At 57.9% G+C, this 18,308-nt stretch carries 20 protein-coding genes; 17 read left to right on the top strand and 3 right to left on the bottom strand.

Going from position 1 to position 18,308, the window contains the following annotated elements:
• Positions 1 to 9: 9 nt before the first annotated feature.
• A complete protein-coding gene (locus VGK14_RS02385) occupies positions 10 to 1,242 on the bottom strand; it encodes a methyl-accepting chemotaxis protein (protein ID WP_331507328.1) in 1,233 nt (410 codons plus the stop codon).
• Positions 1,243 to 1,275: 33 nt separating this feature from the next.
• A complete protein-coding gene (locus VGK14_RS02390) occupies positions 1,276 to 1,899 on the bottom strand; it encodes a DedA family protein (RefSeq protein ID WP_331507329.1) in 624 nt (207 codons plus the stop codon).
• Between the two features lie 80 nt (positions 1,900 to 1,979).
• Here VGK14_RS02390 and VGK14_RS02395 point away from each other — a divergent pair, with 80 nt between their 5' ends.
• From VGK14_RS02395 to VGK14_RS02430, 8 genes are all read left to right on the top strand, one after another.
• Complete coding sequence (locus VGK14_RS02395; RefSeq protein ID WP_331507330.1) at positions 1,980 to 2,474, top strand: disulfide bond formation protein B; 495 nt, start codon at positions 1,980 to 1,982, stop codon at positions 2,472 to 2,474.
• Positions 2,475 to 2,480: 6 nt separating this feature from the next.
• Positions 2,481 to 3,368, top strand: coding sequence for a cysteine synthase CysM (cysM, locus tag VGK14_RS02400; RefSeq protein WP_331507362.1), 888 nt, complete (start codon positions 2,481 to 2,483; stop codon positions 3,366 to 3,368).
• Between the two features lie 10 nt (positions 3,369 to 3,378).
• Positions 3,379 to 5,148, top strand: a complete 1,770-nt coding sequence (locus VGK14_RS02405; protein WP_331507331.1) for a hypothetical protein — start codon at positions 3,379 to 3,381, stop codon at positions 5,146 to 5,148.
• A 37-nt stretch (positions 5,149 to 5,185) separates the two neighbouring features.
• On the top strand, positions 5,186 to 6,949 hold the full coding sequence (locus VGK14_RS02410) for a class I SAM-dependent DNA methyltransferase (protein WP_331507332.1): 1,764 nt from the start codon (positions 5,186 to 5,188) through the stop codon (positions 6,947 to 6,949).
• The gene (locus VGK14_RS02415) at positions 6,946 to 8,373 is read left to right on the top strand and encodes a restriction endonuclease subunit S (RefSeq protein ID WP_331507333.1); all 1,428 of its coding nucleotides are present in this window, start codon (positions 6,946 to 6,948) and stop codon (positions 8,371 to 8,373) included. The genes VGK14_RS02410 and VGK14_RS02415 overlap by 4 nt, the downstream gene beginning before the upstream one ends.
• 99 nt (positions 8,374 to 8,472) lie before the next feature.
• Positions 8,473 to 8,730 (top strand): type II toxin-antitoxin system Phd/YefM family antitoxin, encoded by a 258-nt coding sequence (locus VGK14_RS02420; protein ID WP_331507334.1) that lies wholly within the window; start codon positions 8,473 to 8,475, stop codon positions 8,728 to 8,730.
• A complete protein-coding gene (locus tag VGK14_RS02425; protein WP_331507335.1) occupies positions 8,727 to 9,002 on the top strand; it encodes a plasmid stabilization protein in 276 nt (91 codons plus the stop codon). Before VGK14_RS02420 ends, VGK14_RS02425 begins: the two co-directional genes overlap by 4 nt.
• Positions 9,003 to 9,014: 12 nt before the next feature.
• Positions 9,015 to 11,276, top strand: coding sequence for a type I restriction endonuclease subunit R (locus VGK14_RS02430; RefSeq protein ID WP_331507336.1), 2,262 nt, complete (start codon positions 9,015 to 9,017; stop codon positions 11,274 to 11,276).
• Positions 11,277 to 11,295: 19 nt separating this feature from the next.
• Here the strand turns inward: VGK14_RS02430 and tnpA are convergent, their stop codons facing one another.
• On the bottom strand, positions 11,296 to 11,751 hold the full coding sequence (gene tnpA / locus VGK14_RS02435) for an IS200/IS605 family transposase (RefSeq protein ID WP_331507337.1): 456 nt from the start codon (positions 11,749 to 11,751) through the stop codon (positions 11,296 to 11,298).
• A gap of 65 nt (positions 11,752 to 11,816) precedes the next feature.
• On the opposite strand from tnpA, the gene VGK14_RS02440 reads away from it, so the two are divergent.
• From VGK14_RS02440 to eat, 9 genes are all read left to right on the top strand, one after another.
• Positions 11,817 to 12,032: a DUF433 domain-containing protein gene (locus tag VGK14_RS02440; protein ID WP_331507338.1), complete on the top strand. Its 216-nt coding sequence runs from the start codon at positions 11,817 to 11,819 to the stop codon at positions 12,030 to 12,032.
• Positions 12,032 to 12,451: a DUF5615 family PIN-like protein gene (locus tag VGK14_RS02445; protein WP_331507339.1), complete on the top strand. Its 420-nt coding sequence runs from the start codon at positions 12,032 to 12,034 to the stop codon at positions 12,449 to 12,451. The genes VGK14_RS02440 and VGK14_RS02445 overlap by 1 nt, the downstream gene beginning before the upstream one ends.
• 6 nt (positions 12,452 to 12,457) lie before the next feature.
• Positions 12,458 to 13,729 carry a transposase gene (locus VGK14_RS02450; RefSeq protein ID WP_331507340.1) on the top strand — a complete coding sequence of 424 codons (1,272 nt, stop codon included), beginning with the start codon at positions 12,458 to 12,460 and terminating at the stop codon, positions 13,727 to 13,729.
• A gap of 2 nt (positions 13,730 to 13,731) precedes the next feature.
• Positions 13,732 to 14,688, top strand: a complete 957-nt coding sequence (locus VGK14_RS02455; RefSeq protein WP_331507341.1) for a hypothetical protein — start codon at positions 13,732 to 13,734, stop codon at positions 14,686 to 14,688.
• Between the two features lie 51 nt (positions 14,689 to 14,739).
• Entirely contained in the window at positions 14,740 to 14,934 is a 195-nt protein-coding gene (locus tag VGK14_RS02460) for a hypothetical protein (RefSeq protein WP_331507342.1), read from the top strand.
• A gap of 10 nt (positions 14,935 to 14,944) precedes the next feature.
• A complete protein-coding gene (locus VGK14_RS02465; protein ID WP_331507343.1) occupies positions 14,945 to 15,358 on the top strand; it encodes a YdbL family protein in 414 nt (137 codons plus the stop codon).
• 83 nt (positions 15,359 to 15,441) lie between these two features.
• Positions 15,442 to 16,218 carry a 3'-5' exonuclease gene (locus tag VGK14_RS02470; protein ID WP_331507363.1) on the top strand — a complete coding sequence of 259 codons (777 nt, stop codon included), beginning with the start codon at positions 15,442 to 15,444 and terminating at the stop codon, positions 16,216 to 16,218.
• Between the two features lie 189 nt (positions 16,219 to 16,407).
• Positions 16,408 to 16,848 carry a TorF family putative porin gene (locus VGK14_RS02475; protein WP_331507344.1) on the top strand — a complete coding sequence of 147 codons (441 nt, stop codon included), beginning with the start codon at positions 16,408 to 16,410 and terminating at the stop codon, positions 16,846 to 16,848.
• 15 nt (positions 16,849 to 16,863) lie between these two features.
• Complete coding sequence (eat, locus tag VGK14_RS02480) at positions 16,864 to 18,243, top strand: ethanolamine permease (RefSeq protein WP_331507345.1); 1,380 nt, start codon at positions 16,864 to 16,866, stop codon at positions 18,241 to 18,243.
• Positions 18,244 to 18,308: the final 65 nt, after the last annotated feature.

An 18,308-nucleotide genomic window follows, 5' to 3' on the forward strand; every position in this document is an offset into this window, starting at 1 on the left:
GAAAGTTTTTTAAACCTTGAAGCCGCTGACGGATTTTTCCAGCTCGCTGGATAACTCCTCCAGATGCTGCGCCGCCTGTGCGGTTTGCTGCACGGTTGTGGTGTTTTCCTGGGCCATGCTGGCGATGAGCGCGATGTGACTGGCGATATCGTTGCTGGCGGAAGTCTGCTCCTTGACCGAGAGCGCGATAGCATCCACGCCAAGGTTGGAGCGTTCCACCGCTTCATTGATGTGATGCATGGCCTGGGCGGCGTTTTGGGTATTGTTCTTGCTGGCCTGCAGTAGCTGGCGGCCCTGCTCTATGGTGCTGTTGACCTGCTCCGATTGCTGGCCGAGCGCGCGGGTGACGGTGTCGATTTCGTTGGCGGATTGGGCGGATTTTTCCGCCAGCTTGCGCACCTCGTCGGCCACTACGGCAAAGCCGCGCCCCTGCTCGCCGGCACGCGCAGCTTCGATGGCGGCATTGAGCGCCAGTAAATTGGTCTGGTCGGCGATATCCTTGACCTGCTGGGTCATCGTGGTGATGACGCTAGTATTGGCGACAAACTCGTTCACCGAGCGCATGATTGCCTCGATCGCCGCAACGGCGTCATCCATTTGCCGCGTCAATTCCTCCAGACGCTGGTTGCCGGTGGCGGTGTGGCCCAGACTGTCCTGCGACAGTTTGCGTACATTTTCGGCGTTTGCCGCTACGGAATTGATGCTGGCGGTTACCTCTTCGAAAGTCGCCGCGGTGGCCGCGGCTGATTCGCTCTGGCTCTGCGAGCCTGAAACCACCTGTGCCGAAGCGCTGACCAAAGCGCTGGCGGCTTGCGAAACCTTGATGGTCGAGCTTTTTACATGGGTAATGATGGTCCCCAGATCGCGGCGGATTTTTTCCGCACTGGCAGCCACTTCGCCGAATTCGTCGTGCGTGGTCTTCGCCACGGCCTGGGTGAAGTCGCCTTGGGCCAGGCGGTCGAGGTCGCGCGCAAGCTGGTGGGCCGGTGTGGTTATGTTTTTCTGCACCAGCCAGAGAAAGCTGCCGAAAGCGAGAATGACGGCCAGCACCATCAGGCCCATGGTGATGTAAATGTTCTGCTGGAATCGTGCGGCATCCTCCGGCTTCAGCAGCAGGCTTACGCTCCAGGCGTTCCACAGGCCCAGCAACGCCGCCGCCAGTAACAAGGAAGTGCCGGTACCGGTAATCATCAACAGTTTGTTGCGTATGCTGCCGGTGAGCCAGTGGATGAGCTTGTTCATCTGATTAATTCCCCCGATTATAAGCGGCCTATTCTAATGATGATGTCTCAGTAATTTCAAGTGGCGCCGTACATACCATATCAGAAAAACCACGGCAGCGATGGTCAGCACAATGTGGAATTTGTGGAAATAAACTTTCAGGCTGGTCCAGTTTTCGCCCAGTTTCATGCCGACAAACGCCAACACCCAGCACCAGATCAGCGAGCCGACGAAGGTGTAGGCGATGAAGCGCCCCATGTGCATGCGGGCGATGCCGGCAGGGAAAGCGATAAAAGTGCGCACCGCCGGCAACAGTCGGCCGACGAAAATGATAATCTCGCCGTATTTTTCGAAGGCGCGGTCGGCGAGCTTAAGATCATGGTGCGAGATCAACACCCACTTGCCGTATTTTTCCACCAGCGGCCGGCCTCCGTAGACGCCCAGGTAATAGGCGGGAATCGATCCCACCACGCAGCCTATTGCGCCGGCCAGCGCCACGCCCCACAACGTCATTTCGCCCTTGAACACCAGGTAGCCGGAAAACGGCATGATGATTTCCGACGGCAGCGGAATGCAGGCCGATTCGATGGCCATCAAGAGCACGATGCCGCCGTAGCCCAGGGTGGAAATGACGGCGATGATCCAGCCGGCAAGGATGGCGATGAGTTTTTCTAGCATGATTATGAAATGAATGGCCGAACAGAAAATTGACGGCGTCCATTATACTGACGGCTTTCATTTCTGGTGTCCGGTGATTCATGAATAAACTGCTTTCCGGCCGCCTGGGCTACGGCCTGGGTTTTCTGGCGGCGTTCGGCCTGGTGGCGCTGGCTCTCTATCTCCAGGTGCGCGACCACCTCGAACCCTGCCCTTTGTGCATTTCGCAGCGCATCGCTTTCATGGCGCTGGGGACGACATTCCTGATCGCCGCGCTGCATAATCCATCCGGCATCTGGCGCAAGGTCCATGGCGCGCTGCAATTTGCGGTGGCGGCCGTCGGCGCCGGCATCGCGCTACGCCATATCTGGATACAGAACCACGCGGATGAAGTGATGGCCGAGTGTGGCGCGGGCTTCGACTATATTTTCGAGCGCTTTCCGTTCAAGAAGGCCATGGAACTGGTGTTCAAGGGCACCGGCGAGTGCTCGGCAATCGACTGGACGCTGTTCGGCCTCACCATTCCGCAATTGTCATTGATCGCATTTAGCGCATTGGCTGTCTATGCAATTATTCTGGCATTCGTTAAAAAATAAATGAGCATGTATAAAACCTTGCAGGATTTCGTCGGCAATACGCCGCTGGTCAGGCTCCAGCGCATGCCGGGCCAAACCAGTAATACGATCTTGGTCAAGCTGGAAGGCAACAACCCGGCCGGTTCGGTGAAAGACCGGCCTGCGCTGTCGATGATTCGGCACGCAGCAGCGCGCGGCGCAATCAAGCCCGGCGATACGCTGATCGAGGCGACCTCGGGCAATACCGGCATCGCCCTGGCGATGGCGGCGGCGATCATGGGATATAAAATGATTCTGGTGATGCCCGACAGCCAGAGCCTGGAGCGCCGCCAGACGATGAAAGCCTATGGCGCCGAACTGGTGCTGACCCCCAAGGCGGGCAGCATGGAACTGGCGCGGGATACGGCCGACAGGATGCAGGCCGAAGGCCGCGGCATCATCCTTAACCAGTTCGCCAACCCGGATAATCCGCTGGCGCACTACGAAGGCACCGGCCCGGAACTCTGGCGCGACACCGATGGAAAAATCACCCACTTCGTTTCCAGCATGGGCACTACCGGCACCATCATGGGCGTATCGCGCTACCTCAAGGAAATGAACCCGGCGATCCAGATCGTCGGCGTGCAACCCAAGGACGGCGCGCAGATTCCCGGCATCCGCAAATGGCCGAAAGAATACCTGCCGGAAATCTGCGATTTCAGGCGCATCGACCGCATGATGGACGTCGGCCAGCAGGACGCCGAAGAAACCACGCGTCGTCTGGCACGCGAAGAAGGCATTTTCGCGGGAATTTCCTCCGGCGGGGCCTTGTTCGCCGCGCTGGAATTATCGAAGGAAGTGGAAAATGCGGTAATCGTCTCGATTGTCTGCGATCGCGGCGACCGCTATCTTTCCACCGGGGTATTCCCGGACTGATCGGCCGCCGATGAGCGCGGATAAGCATCCGATATCGGCGTTCATCGGCGTGCATCGGCGGTTGCTTCCGTGTCTCTGGCTGTTTGCCGCCACGCCGGCGCTGGCCGTCAGCCGCATCGAAATCCATATCGGCCAGATCAGCCACCCCTCCGCGCAGGTTGAAAACCTCACTGCTACGGTAAATGCCGACGGACATTGGCAGGGAATTGCCAACCTCAAGCAGGCCGACCTCGCCGCGCTGTCCAAGAACTATGCGTTGCCCGTCAATGTGAGCAAGGGTACGGCCTCCGGCCGTGCCGAGTTTGCAGGAGAAGGGCGCGAACTCAAGCGATTGAAGGCCGACCTCGACCTGCGCGACGCGACGTTCAGCGATGCCGATGGTTTGCACGCCGGCGAGAAGATCGGCGGCCGCGTCAAGCTCGATGCCAGCCGCGGCAACGAGCGCTGGCAAGGACAGGCCGGTATTCAATGGCGCGAGGGCGAAGTGTTCTGGCAGCCTTTGTACCTGACCGCGGGGCATGCACTACAAGTCCAGGGTTGGTGGACAACCGAATCGCTGCAGGTGGATGTGGGCAGCGCCGAGCTGAGCGGCATCGGCAAGGTCGCCTTCAGCGGCCGCCTGAATATGGCGGACAAGTCCGTTGCCAGCCTGGAACTTTCCGGCCGGGACTTGCATGCGGATAAAGGCTATGAGGCATTGGCCAAGCCCTTTCTGGGAAAGACCATGCTGGGCAATCTGGAAACCGCCGGCAGCCTCGATATTCAGGCCAGCCTGAGCGGCGGGCAGCTCAACGCCTTTCGCCTCATGCTGCACGATGTTGACGTCGAGGACAAGAACGGCCGTTTCGCGCTCTACAAGGTCAACGCCAGCGTGCCCTGGGTGTTGAACTCGATAACCACCGCCAATGTGCGCTTTAACGGCGGGCGAATATTGAAATTGGCGCTGGGCGAGGCCGATCTCGCGGCCAATCTTGAAGGTTGGTCGCTCACCGCGACCGAATGGAAGGTTCCGGTACTGGATGGCGCGGTCATTCTGCGGAATATTTCGGCTGCCGTGCGTGACAGCAAATGGTACGGCCACTTCGCCTCGCAGCTCGCGCCGATCTCGATGGGCGAATTTTCCCATGCGCTGGGGTGGCCGCGCATGGAGGGCAGACTGGGCGCGACGGTGCCGCTGGTAACTTATTCGGACGGGGAGTTGGCGATGGATGGAGCCATGCAGTTCGATATTTTCGACGGCCAAGTGGCCGTGAGCAACCTGGCCCTGCATCAACCGCTGGGACTGGCGCCCAGATTTAACGCCGATATCCGCATGCGCAACCTCGACCTCGACCTGCTCACCCGCACCTTCTCTTTCGGCGCGATGAGCGGCCATCTTGACGGTGATGTGAGCGGGCTGGAATTGTCGTCCTGGAAGCCGGTGAAGTTCGACGCCAGTTTCCGCAGCAGTCCGGGACGCTATCCGAAGAAAATTTCGCAGCGCGCGGTGGAAAACATCTCGGCGCTGGGCGGCGCCGGCGCCGCCGCGGCGATACAGCGCAGTTTCTTGCGCTTCTTCAAGGAATTCAATTACGACCGCATCGGCCTGTCGTGCCGCCTGCGCAACGGCATCTGCGCGATGGACGGGATAGAGCCGGTGCAAGGCGGCTACGTGATCGTCAAGGGCAGCGGCATCCCGGCCATTACGGTGTTGGGTTACAATCGAAACGTCAGTTGGGAAGAACTGCTGGAGCGCGTGCAGCGCATCACGCAGGGCAACACCAAGCCCGTCGTCAAATAGCATTAAGCTACTCGCATTTTTCAGATAAAAATAACCCATGAACCAACAAGCGTTATCTTCCTTCATCTGGTCCGTGGCTGATCTGTTGCGCGGCGATTATCGGCAATCGGAATACGGCAAGGTCATTTTGCCGTTCACCGTGCTGCGCCGTCTGGATTGCGTGCTGGAACCAACCAAGAAAGCTGTGTTGGCCGAACTGGCGGATAAACAGAAAGCCGGGATCAACCCGGATCTTTTTCTGCAACGGGCCGCGGGGCACAAGTTCTACAACACTTCGCGGATGGATCTGAAAACGCTCATGGGCGATCAGGATAGTCTCCGCGAAAATCTTCGGCAATACGTCGAAGGATTTTCGTTCTCCATCCTGGATATTTTCGAAAGTTTCGACTTTCTCACGCAGGTCGAGCGCTTGCACAAATGCGGCTTGCTCTACCATGTCACGGAACGTTTCGCCAATATCGACCTGCATCCAAAAGCAGTCAGCAACGAGCAGATGGGGCTGGTGTTCGAGGAGCTGATCCGCAAGTTCGCTGAAATTTCCAACGAAACCGCCGGGGAGCACTTCACCCCGCGTGAAGTTATCGATCTCATGGTGCACCTGCTGTTTGTCGAGGACGACGACGAACTCAACAAACCCGTGATCCGCACGCTGTACGATCCAACGGCGGGCACGGGCGGAATGTTATCCGCGGCTGCCGACTACATGCACGCCCACAACCCGGATGCCCGGCTCAATGTCTACGGCCAGGAACTCAACGCCGAGTCCTACGCCATCTGCAAGGCCGACATGCTCATCAAGGGGCAGGATGTCAGCAACATCATTTTCGGCAACACGCTCTCGGATGACGGCCACCCGGACAAGAAATTCGACTACATGCTCTCCAACCCGCCCTTTGGAGTGGAATGGAAAAAAGTTGAAAAAGCTATCCGCCAGGAATACGAACAGAAGGGCCACGACGGCCGTTTCGGTCCCGGCCTGCCGCGCGTTTCCGACGGCTCCATGCTGTTTCTGCTGCACCTGGTTTCCAAGATGCGCCCGGCGATGGACGGCGGTTGCCGCTTCGGCATCGTGCTTAACGGTTCGCCGCTGTTCACCGGGGGTGCTGGCAGCGGCGAAAGCGAAATCCGCCGCTACGTGATCGAGAACGACCTGCTCGAAGCCATTATTGGACTGCCCACCGACATGTTCTACAACACCGGCATCAGTACCTTCGTGTGGATCGTCAGTAACCGCAAGCCCGCGCAACGCAAGGGTAAGGTGCAGTTGATCGATGCCTCGTCTTTCTGGCAGAAGATGCGCAAAAGCCTGGGCAGCAAGCGCAAGCAGCTCTCCGAGGTGCATATCGACGAAATCACCCGCCTGTTCGGCGACTTTCAGGAAGCCCCTCTCCCGCAAGCGGGAGAGGGGGTGGGGAGAGGGAGGCCCATCAGCCGCATCTTCGATAACAGCACCTTCGGCTACCGCACCATCACCGTCGAACGCCCGTTGAAAGACGCACAAGGCAAGCTCGTGCTGGGCGAAAAAGGCAAGTTCAAGGGCAAGCCGCAGCCGGACAGCGCCTTGCGCGATACTGAAAACGTCCCGCTGAGCGAAGACGTGGAAGCCTACTTCAAACGCGAAGTGTTGCCCCACGTGCCGGATGCGTGGATAGACCAAGACAAAACCAAAGTCGGCTACGAAATCCCCTTCAACCGCCACTTCTACGTGTTCGAACCACCGCGCCCGCTGGCGGAGATCGATGCCGAACTGAAGCAGTGTACGGATCGGATATTGAGCATGATTGCGGGGCTGAGCGCGTGAGCTTGCCGCGTTACCCCGCATACAAGGACAGCGGCGTAGCTTGGTTGGGGGAGGTGCCGGGGCATTGGGAGGTAAAGCGGCTCAAACAAGCCTGTCATGTATTTCCAAGCAATGTGGATAAGAAATCATACGATGGTGAAACGCCTGTGAATCTCTGCAACTACACGGACGTTTATTACAACGACACAATAACCGCTGATATGGAATTCATGGCGGCCACTGCTTCGGACGATCAGATTGCCAAGTTCACGCTTCGTGCTGGCGATACGATCATCACCAAAGACTCCGAGACTGCCGACGACATCGCCATTGGCGCATATGTTCCAGCAGACTTGCCCAGTGTGGTTTGTGGTTATCACCTATCGATGATCCGCCCAAAGACTGACATCAATGGCGCATTCGTAAAGCGGTTGTTTGATTCTAGCTACGTCAAGTCATGTGTCGCAGTTCGGGCAAACGGTTTGACCCGTGTCGGTCTTGGTCAGTATGAAATAGACAACCTCGAACTTCCCTTTCCGCCGATAGACGAGCAAGTACAAATCGCCGCCTTTCTCGACTGCGAGACGGGGAAGGTCGATGCGCTGATTGCCGAGCAGCAGCGTCTGGTGGAACTGCTGGCGGAAAAGCGGCAGGCGGTGATTTCGCACGCCGTCACCAAGGGGCTGAACCCCAACGCCACCATGAAAGATTCCGGCATCGAATGGCTGGACGAAGTGCCGGAGCATTGGGAAGTGAAGCGGCTTCGTTTTGTTGCTGAGTTAAATCCCTCCAAGTCTGAGGTTGCGACCTTGGATAAAGATACGCTTGTTTCTTTTTTGCCTATGGATGCAATTGGCGATGATGGAAAGCTTAATTTTGAACGGGAGAAGCCGATTGCCGATGTTGAAAATGGCTATACATTTTTTCGTGACGGTGATGTCACCGTTGCCAAGATCACGCCATGTTTTGAAAATGGCAAAGGTGCAGTAATGCGAGGGCTTACGCAGGGTATTGGTTTTGGCACAACCGAATTGATTGTGGCGCGGCCTATAGCTAATCAAACCGGCAGCGAATATCTTCATTACCTGTTTACATCTGTCGTATTTCGTAAGAATGGCGAAGGTCACATGTATGGTGCGGGTGGTCAGAAGCGCGTACCAGATGACTTTGTGCGCAATTTTGAAATTGCATTTCCGCCCATCGAAGAACAGGAAGGCATCGCCACATTCCTTGACACCGAAACCGCCAAATTCGACACCCTTACCGCCGAAGCCAACCGCGCCATTGCCCTGCTGCAAGAGCGCCGCAGTGCGCTGATTTCCGCCGCCGTGACCGGCAAGATTGATGTGCGCGGGTATGCCGAAGATTTTCGTGGGCGAGGCCAGGGCGGCGCAACCGCGCAGCTATTGGTTGATCGCAAGGCCGATACGGCAAGTGAACATTGAACACCCGAGTTAATCGTATGGCCGCCCTGAAAGCACATCCTTTACAGTGCGATTAACAGTGTGATTAAATGAGCGATCTAATTTATGTAGGGGTACGCCATGTCCAACATCAGTGCCAACGATCTTAAAACCAAGGGAGTTTCCGCCATCGAGGCGATGCTGGAGCATCAGCCGGAGGCGGTGATCTCGGTGCGCGGCAAGGATAAATTCGTGGTGATGGAGATTGCCCAGTACCACTACCTGCGCGAATGCGAGCTGGAAGCCGCCTTGGCCGAAACCCGTGCCGATCTGGCTGCCGGGCGAGCGCTGCAAGGCTCTGCCGAAGCGCATCTGGCCAGGCTTGAAAAGCAGGCATGAGCTATACGCTGGTTTTTACCGAGGCTTATGAGCGCCGTGCCTTGCGGTGGCTGAAACGGCACCCGGATTTACGCCAGCAATACCTTAAAACCCTGCAACTGCTGGAAGCGAATCCGTTTCATCCATCGCTGCGCTTGCATGCCTTGAGCGGCAAACTGCAGGGTTTGCATTCGGTTTCCATCAACCTGTCTTACCGCATTACGCTGGAATTTCTGATTCAGGATGAGCAAATCATCCCGGTGAATGTGGGCGACCACGAAGCTGTTTATTGATTGCGAGCGAGTATGAGCCTGCACAAGGAAATCAAGCTGGAAGACGAAGTCTGCGCCTCTCTTTCGGTGCAAGGCTGGCACTATGCCGAAGGCGATGCGCAGGCCTATGACCGCGCCCGTGCCTTGTTCCCCGCCGATGTGCTGGCCTGGGTGCAGGCAACGCAGCCCCAAGCCTGGGAAGCCCTCAGTAAAAATCACGGCGTGGCAGCTGAGGCAGCGCTGCTCGACCGTATCCGCAAGCAACTGGACGACCGCGGCACGCTGGATGTGCTGCGCCACGGCGTGGAGATGCTGGGGTTGCGCCAGCCCTTGAGTTTGGCGCAGTTCCGCCCGGCGCTGGCGATGAACAAGGAGATTCTGGCGAAGTATGCGGCCAACCGGCTGCGCGTGGTGCGGCAGGTGCGCTATTCGCTGCATAACGAGAACGCCATCGACCTGGTGCTATTTCTGAACGGCCTGCCAGTCGCTACCGTGGAGCTGAAAAGCGATTTCACGCAGTCGGTGGGCGATGCGGTGGATCAATACCGTTTTGACCGTAACCCGCGTCCCAAGGGGCAATCCGCCGCCGAGCCCTTGCTGGAGTTTCCGCGCGGTGCGCTGGTGCATTTTGCGGTGAGCAATTCCGAAGTGTGCATGACGACGCGGCTGCAAGGTGGGACGACAACCTTCCTGCCTTTTAACCGGGGATATGACGGCGCTGCGGGGAATCCTCCCACTCCCCCGGCCCCTCTCCCAAAGATCGAGGGGAGAGAGGCTGGCGGCCACCGCACGGCTTATTTGTGGGAGCAGGTATGGGCACGCGAAAGCTGGCTGGAAATCATCGGCCGCTATCTGGTGGCGAAGCGCGACAGCAAGAAGCAGATGACATCCATCATCTTCCCCCGTTATCACCAGCTTGATGCCACGCGCCAACTGATGGCGGCGGTGCTGGCCGAGGGCGCGGGCGGCAAGTATCTGGTCCAGCATTCGGCGGGTTCCGGCAAGACCAATTCCATCGCCTGGAGCGCGCACTTTCTGGCCGACTTGCACGATGTCGCGCACAAAAAACTGTTCGATACCGTGCTGGTGGTGAGCGACCGCAACGTACTGGATGCGCAGTTGCAGGAGGCGATTTTCGATTTCGAGCGGACTTCCGGCGTGGTAGCGAGCATCACCGGCGACAGCGCCAGCAAGAGCGGTGAATTGGCGCAGGCGCTATCCGGCGGCAAGAAAATCGTGGTCTGCACGATCCAGACTTTTCCCTTTGCGCTGGAAGCCGTGCAGAAACTGGCGGCTACCGAAGGCAAGCGTTTCGCCGTGATTGCCGACGAAGCGCACAGTTCGCAAACCGGCGCTGCCGCCTCCAGCCTCAAGGCGGTGCTTTCGGCGGAAGAGTTGAAGGAGCTGGCCGATGGCGGAGAAATCGGCACCGAGGATGTGCTGGCCGTGAAAATGGCGACGCGCGCCAATGATGCCGGGATTACCTATGTGGCGTTTACCGCCACGCCCAAGGCCAAGACGCTGGAACTGTTCGGGCGTCGTCCGCATCCCGAGTTGCCCGCCGGACCGGATAACCTGCCCGCGCCGTTCCATGTGTACTCCATGCGCCAGGCCATCGAGGAGGGCTTCATCCTCGACGTGCTGAAGAACTACACGCCGTACAAGCTGGCTTTCAAGCTGGCGCATCAGGGCAAGGCGCTGGACGAGCGCGACGTGGAACGCAGCGCGGCGCTGAAAAGCCTGATCCGCTGGGTCAAGCTGCACCCCTACAACATCTCGCAAAAGGTGCAGGTGGTGGTGGAGCACTACCGCGAGAATGTGTCGCCTTTGTTGGACGGTGAAGCCAAGGCCATGGTGGTGGTTGGCAGCCGCGTGGAAGCGGTGCGCTGGAAATTGGCCATCGAAAAGTACATCAAGGCGCAGGGTTATGGCATCGGTACGCTGGTGGCGTTTTCCGGCGAGGTGAACGATGCCGAATCCGGTGGCGAGCCGTTTACCGAAAACAGCAAGCTGCTGAACCCCGGCTTACGCGGTCGCGATATCCGCGAGGCGTTTGCGACGGAGGAATACCGGATACTGCTGGTTGCCAATAAATTCCAGACCGGTTTCGACCAGCCTTTGCTGTGCGGCATGTATGTGGATAAGCGGCTGGCGGGTATCCAGGCGGTGCAGACATTGTCTCGGTTGAACCGTGCTTATCCGGGCAAGGATACGACCTATGTGCTGGACTTTGTGAACACATGCCCGCGCATTCCCCTTCCTAGTCGCACGATGGCTTGCCATATCAGCGCGTGAGCGCGACGACAGGAGGGGGTCAAGCGGGCGGTTTGGATTTACTTTTTGCGGCAGACTTCCTCGCATGTTCTTCGGTTCCTTGCGCGTCGACATAAGCACGCACTGTCTCAAGCGTAGCGCCGCCAACGCTGCCAACAAAGTAGGCGCGATGCCAGAATTGCGGCTTGCGATAGAAAGGTGCCAAGTGCTCGGCAAAACGATTTCTGGCACGGCGAGCGCTGGCCGTCTTGAGGTTGTTGATGAGTACGGAAATATCGAGTGCCGGGTGGATGTCGATCAGCAGGTGGACGTGATCGGGTTCGCCGCCGAATTCAACCAGCTTGCAGCGCCAAGCGGTGAGGCAATCGGCAAACGCCTCCTTGAGATAATCCAACAGTGCCGGCGTCAACGTTTTACGCCGATATTTCGTTACTAAGACGATATGCAGCTTAATGTTAAATACGGCGTGGGAGCTAGAGCGATTGGTGTTGTGCATTGTGCGCCTTAATGGTTTGCTGTAGTATAGCAATAGCAGCATTAGCACTCAACAAGGAGTTTGCGATGGATACCTCCGTAGTCACTTCAGACCCCGATATTCTCGGTGGAACCCCTGTGTTCACGGGCACTCGTGTTCCCATTGCTGTGCTATTCGAGAATCTTGCCGATGGCTTGACGTTGGATGAGATACTGGATTCGTATCCATCCATCAAACGCGAACAGGCAATTGAGGCGTTGCACCAGGCCGAGTCCCTTCTTGAGCTAAAGAAGGCCGCTTGATGCGCGTTCTCATCGACGAATGCTTGCCAAAGCAGTTGCGGGGTTGGATTTCGCGTTATTTCGATACTTCCACAGTGCAAGACATGGGCTGGGAAGGTGTCAAGAACGGCAAACTGCTGCGCGCTGCCAATGATGCCGGTTTCGATGCCCTGGTCACTGCCGACAAGAACATGCATTACCAGCAGAACTTCGATGGTCTACAGATTTCCGCTGTCGTTATCCCGACCAATCGGAGGCGCTTGGTGCAAAAATGCATTTCGGCCTTGCGGCAATCGCTCGAAAACCTGGAACCAGGGCAGAAGGTCGTGATGGACTTGGGAATGGACGCGAATGCGTGGGAAGCCATGCGGCTGCACGCCATCGAACGTGACGCACAACATACCACTCACGTATTCAAGGCATCCGGCGTCGGTCGTTAATTCAACGTGGAGCGTCGCAAAGTCACCTTCAAGCTCTACCCGAACGCCCGTGAGGCCGAACGGCTCACGGCGTGGGTGCGGCTGCATTGCGAACTCTACAACGCCGCGCTCCAAGAGCGCATCGAAGCGTACCGCAAAGCCGGCAAATCCATCAGCTACTACGATCAGCAGAACGTCCTGCCGGAAATAAAGGCAGCACGGCCTGAGTTTGTCGAACTTGGCAGTCATGCCTTGCAGCAAACACTGCGCCGTCTCGATCTGGCGTTTCAAGCCTTCTTCCGTCGCGTCAAGGCGGGGCAAACACCGGGCTTTCCCCGGTTCAAGGCCAGCGCCCGCTTCTCGGGATTCAGTTACCCCGATCCGGCTGGCTGGAAACTCCTGCAACAAGGCCGGCGCGGCGGCACTCTGCGACTTGGTTCCGGCGCGGATGCCATGGGGATTCGCGTGCGCGGACGCCACCGTTTTGCAGAAGCCAAGCCCAACGATCTGACCATCATTCGGAAGAACGGCGAGTGGTTCGCCTCCGTCACCCTGCGCGTGCCGGAAACCGCCTGCGCCCGTGAGCGGACGGACCATCAGCATCGCGGTGTCGACTTCGGCCTCACCGACTGGGCTACGTTCGACAATGGCGAAACGATTGCGAATCCGCGCTGGACGCGAAACGAACTACCTCGCCTGGCCGCATTGCAACGGCAACGGGCGAAGAAGAAAAAAGGCTCAGTGCGCTACAAGCGGCTGTCTCAGGAAGCGGCCCGACTCCATGAGCGCATCGGCAATTTGCGCCGGGAGTTTCTGCACCAGACAACAACTGAGTTGGTTCGGACGTGTGCAGTGATCGCCACCGAAGAACTGCAAACCAAGAACATGAGCCGTTCGGCCAAAGGCACGCTGGAAAAGCCGGGTCGAATGGTCAAGCAGAAAGCCGGCCTTAACCGAGAGATTCTTTCGGTGGGGTTGGGCATGGCGCATCAAATGCTCGCGTACAAAGCGGTAGAGGCTGGTACGCGCCTGCATATGTCGAACACGCGCCAACTTAAGCCGTCGCAACGCTGCTCGGCGTGTTGGGAGATCGTCCCCAAGACGCTGGCGCAACGGGTACATCGGTGTCCGCATTGCGGCCACACGATGCCGCGCGACCAGAACAGCGCGTTGGTGGTACTCATCGACGCGCACACGCCTGGGACGGGCGTGGCGGCGAGACAGAAACCGCTGGCGCGGCAACGCGCCAAGTCGAAGTCCTTGACCCGCGAAACCCCCGCTACAACCGCACAGGTTTAGCGGTGGGAGAGTTCATCGATCCCGAAGAAGTGCTGGCGTCGTTCAAGACCTATTACGCCACTGCCGAACTCGAAGGCATCACCGATCCGCATCTGGTGTACGACCTGCGCGCCAAGCTCGATGGCGCGGGGTTCTACGACGATTTTGAAGTAGAGCGCGTGGTCGCCGTGACGCTGGATGCCAAGGCCAAACAAGGCGATTTGGTCGTAGCGCTGGAGCCGGTGGTGGATAGGCTGCTCAAGCGCTACAAGGCGGGACAGGTTGCAGTGCAGGCCGCGCGTGACAAAGGGGATGCCGCTGCGGAGCAGGAGGCCAGGAACGAACTGGATAGCCTGGTGCTGTTCAAGGGCGATATGGGCGCTTATTTGCGGCTGTATGCGTTTCTTTCCCAGATTTTTGATTACGGCAACACAGCTATCGAAAAGCGGGCGATTTTCTTCAAGTGCCTGCTGCCCTTGCTGGAGTTTGGACGGGAGCGCGATGGCGTGGATTTGTCCAAAGTCGTCATGACACATCACAAGCTCAAGGATCAGGGCAAACGTGCGCTACCATTGCAGAACGGCGAATATCCGAAGTTGTCCCCGCTCACCGATGCGGGCGGCGGCGCGGTGCATGAGAAGGAGAAGTCGCGGCTGTATGAAATCATCGCCAAGCTTAACGATCTGTTTGAAGGGGATGTGACGGAGGATGACAAGCTGGTGTATGTGAACAACGTACTCAAGGGTAAGCTGCTGGAATCGGAGATTTTGGTGCGGCAGGCGGCCAGCAACACCAAGGAGCAGCTCAAAAATTCGCCGGACCTTTTAAACGCCATCGTGGATGCTATTCTTGGAGCTTCTGCCGCGCATAGTGCAATGAGCAAGCAGGCGCTGAATTCGGAAAAAGTACGCTATGGTCTTCGCGATGTTTTGATGGGACCGGCTCAGCTTTACGAGGCGTTGCGTGAACGCTCGGAATAGCGGCGATGAGCGCGTAGAATCACAGTATTATTGAGGATGAGAGGAATTTAGATGAAGCGAATTTTCTATGCTGGATTGCTGACTGCAATAGTGGTTTTACCGGCCTGCGTTACCATCAATATCTACTTCCCCGCGGCAGCGGCGGAAAAGGCCGCTGACAAGATCATCGACGAAGTCTGGCAGATCAAGAAGGGCGAACAGAAACCCGTCGACCAGCCTGCCGACCAACCGGCGCAAGGTAAATAAGGAACCGATCATGAAAAAACTGCTGTTCGCATTTCTCGCTTTGATACTGACTACATCGGTATTCGCAGCCGGTGCCGATCTTGAAATCAACACCCCGGCCATCGCTTCGCTCAAGGCCAGCATGCAGGCGCGACACGGCCAACTGGCGTCCCACTACGCCAGCGGTGCGGTCGGCCTGACGCGCGACGGCCTGGTGGCGATGCACGACGCCAATGCGGTGCCGCTGGCGCAGCGCCAGGGCGTCAACGGCCTGGTCTCCGCCGAAAACGGCGACCGCAACGCGCTGTACAGGGAAATCGCCGTCGCCAATGGCCATCCCGAATGGGAATCCGAAGTGCGCAACACCTTTGCGCAGCGCTGGGTGCAAAAAGCGCAGGGCGGCTGGTGGTATCAGGATGCCGGCGGCGGCTGGGTTAAAAAATAAAATAAACCGCGGATAAACGCCGATGAACGCAGATAACACCCAGATTCATCGGTGTTTATCTGCGTTCATCGGCGGTTGAAATGATGACACCAACGCTAGTCTTCGACATCGAAACCATCCCCGATACCGACGGTATCGCGCGCCTCAACGGCCTGCCGGCCGGCACCCCCGCGGCGGATATCGCCGCGATGGCTTTCCATCAGCGCCGCCAGCACAACGGCAGCGATTTTCTGCCTTTGCACCTGCAGCGCGTCTGCGCCATTTCCTGCGCCTTGCGCGAAGGCGGCAATTTCAAGGTGTGGACGCTGGGTTCGCCGGAGGATAATGAAGCGCAGATCATCCAGCGTTTTTTCGACGGCATCGAGAAATACACGCCGCAGATCGTCTCCTGGAATGGCGGTGGCTTCGACCTGCCGGTGCTGCATTACCGGGCGATGATCCACGGCATCCAGGCGGCGCGCTATTGGGACCTGGGCGAGGACGACCGCGAGTTCAAGTGGAACAACTACATCAGCCGCTACCACATGCGCCATCTCGACCTGATGGACGTGGTGGCGATGTACCAGCCGCGCGCCAATGCGCCGCTGGACGAGGTCGCGCAGTTGTGCGGTTTCCCCGGCAAGCTGGGCATGGACGGCTCCAAGGTGTGGGATGCTTTCCAGCGCGGCGAGATCGAAGCCATCCGCAACTATTGCGAAACCGATGTCGCCAATACCCACCTGGTTTTCCTGCGTTTTCAGCGGATGCGCGGCATTCTCAACGCCGAAGCCTACCAGCGCGAAATAGCGCTGGTGCGCGAGACGCTGGCTTCCTACCCCGGTCCCCATTGGCAGGAGTTTCTGGCAGCCTGGGCTGCCTAAAGCCTGTTGAAATAGGCTCCTGGTTGTTGCGCTTCTGTGTCATATTTCTTTCTGATGATCTTCATACGCCTGCAATAAACTGTTTTGCCAAAATGGGATAGCACACTCGTTCCCCCTCGTTTTTAATGAGTTCCAATGCGAGCCGGATTTCGGCTCGCTGAGGTTAATCGTGAAACGAGAGAGGGAGCAATGAACCATCGTCCATTTCTGAAACGTACCTGTGGGCTGGCTGTTGCCGTGCTGGGCGCAGTATCCATTAACGTTTTGGCGGAAGCTGCGGCAGCTGCACCCGCACCGGCCTGGACGTTCGTAACTTCGGTCGCGCTGGTCAATGACTACATCTGGCGCGGCCAGAGCAATATCTGGGATAAGCCTGCCGTGCAGTTCAGTATCGAGGCGGATCATGCCTCGGGTGCGTATGCCGGGTTCTGGGCGTCGAATGTTTCTTCCCAATGGGTGCCGGGAGCTAACCTGGAACTGGATGCCTACAGCGGTTTGCGCGGCGCATTTCCGGAAGAGATGTCCGATTTCACCTACGATCTTGGCGCTATTTATGTCTATTACCCGGGCGGAAACTCTGATGGGTCGGGCTTTGGATTGCCTTTGCCCATGCGCGGATGCCGGGCTTAACTATGGAGCATGAATATGAGTAATCAAAGTCATTCCCTCAAGCCCACGCTGAATGTCTGGCATATGTGGGGTCTGGCCGTCGGCCTGGTGATTTCCGGTGAATATTTCGGCTGGAGTTACGGCTGGGATAAGGCCGGCACGCTAGGTTTCATGGTCACGTCCATACTGATTGCGGTGATGTACACCACCTTTATTTTCAGTTTTACCGAACTGACGACCTCCATCCCGCATGCGGGCGGGCCGTTTGCCTATGCGCGCCGCGCTTTCGGATCAAAAGCGGCGTTTATTGCCGGATTCGCCACGCTGGTGGAGTTCGTGTTTGCGCCACCCGCGATTGCGATGGCGATCGGCGCGTACCTCAACGTGCAGTTCCCATCCGTCGATCCCAAGACGATGGCGGCGGGTGCGTACGTGATCTTTATTGCGCTCAATATTATCGGCGTGCATATCGCGGCGACTTTTGAGCTGTTCGTGACTTTGCTGGCGATTGCGGAACTGCTGGTGTTCATGGGCGTGGTATCGCCGGGTTTCTCTGTCAGCAATTTCGTGGCGCACGGCTGGGCCGGGCGGGACAGTTTCAGCATGGCGGTGATTCCCGGCATTGTGGCGGCGATTCCGTTCGCGATCTGGTTTTTTCTCGCCATTGAAGGGGTGGCGATGGCCGCAGAAGAAGCGCAAGACCCCAAGCGCACGGTACCGACTGCCTATATCGCGGGTATCCTGACGCTGGTTGTGCTGGCGATGGGGGTGATGATATTCGCAGGCGGCGTGGGTGACTGGAAGGCGCTTTCCAACATCAACGACCCCTTGCCGCAGGCGATGAAGCTGGTGGTGGGCGCAAACAGCGGCTGGCTGCACATGCTGGTGTGGATTGGTCTGTTTGGTCTGGTGGCTTCGTTCCATGGCATCATTCTGGGTTATTCGCGGCAGATTTTTGCCTTGGCGCGTGCCGGTTACATGCCCAGGTATTTTTCCGCCGTGCATCCCAGGTTCAAGACGCCGCATCGCGCGATTATTGCCGGCGGCGTGGTGGGCATCGCGGCTATCTTCAGCGATAACCTGATTACCTTCGGTGGCCAGACCCTGACGTCCAACCTGATTACCATGTCGGTATTCGGCGCGATTGTGATGTACATTATCTCCATGTTCAGCCTGTTTGCGCTGCGCAAGAAAGAGCCCGATCTCCATCGGCCTTTTCCGGCGATGCTCTATCCGCTGTTCCCGGTGATCGCACTGGTGCTGGCCGTGGTCAGCCTGGTGACCATGACGTACTATAACCAGTTGCTGGCAGGTGTATTCATGGCGTTGATGGCAGCGGCATTCGGCTACTTCCTGCTCACCAAGCACCATCGCGATGCGGCGGTGGACAAGCACCATGCGCCTGCCGTTGCGTAATCCGTGAGACTCTTTCCGGGCTGCTTGCGGCCCCGGAAGCATTGATATGGGGAATTAAGGGCAAG

The sequence above is a fragment of the Novimethylophilus sp. genome (assembly GCF_036504375.1).
GTDB lineage: Bacteria > Pseudomonadota > Gammaproteobacteria > Burkholderiales > Methylophilaceae > Novimethylophilus.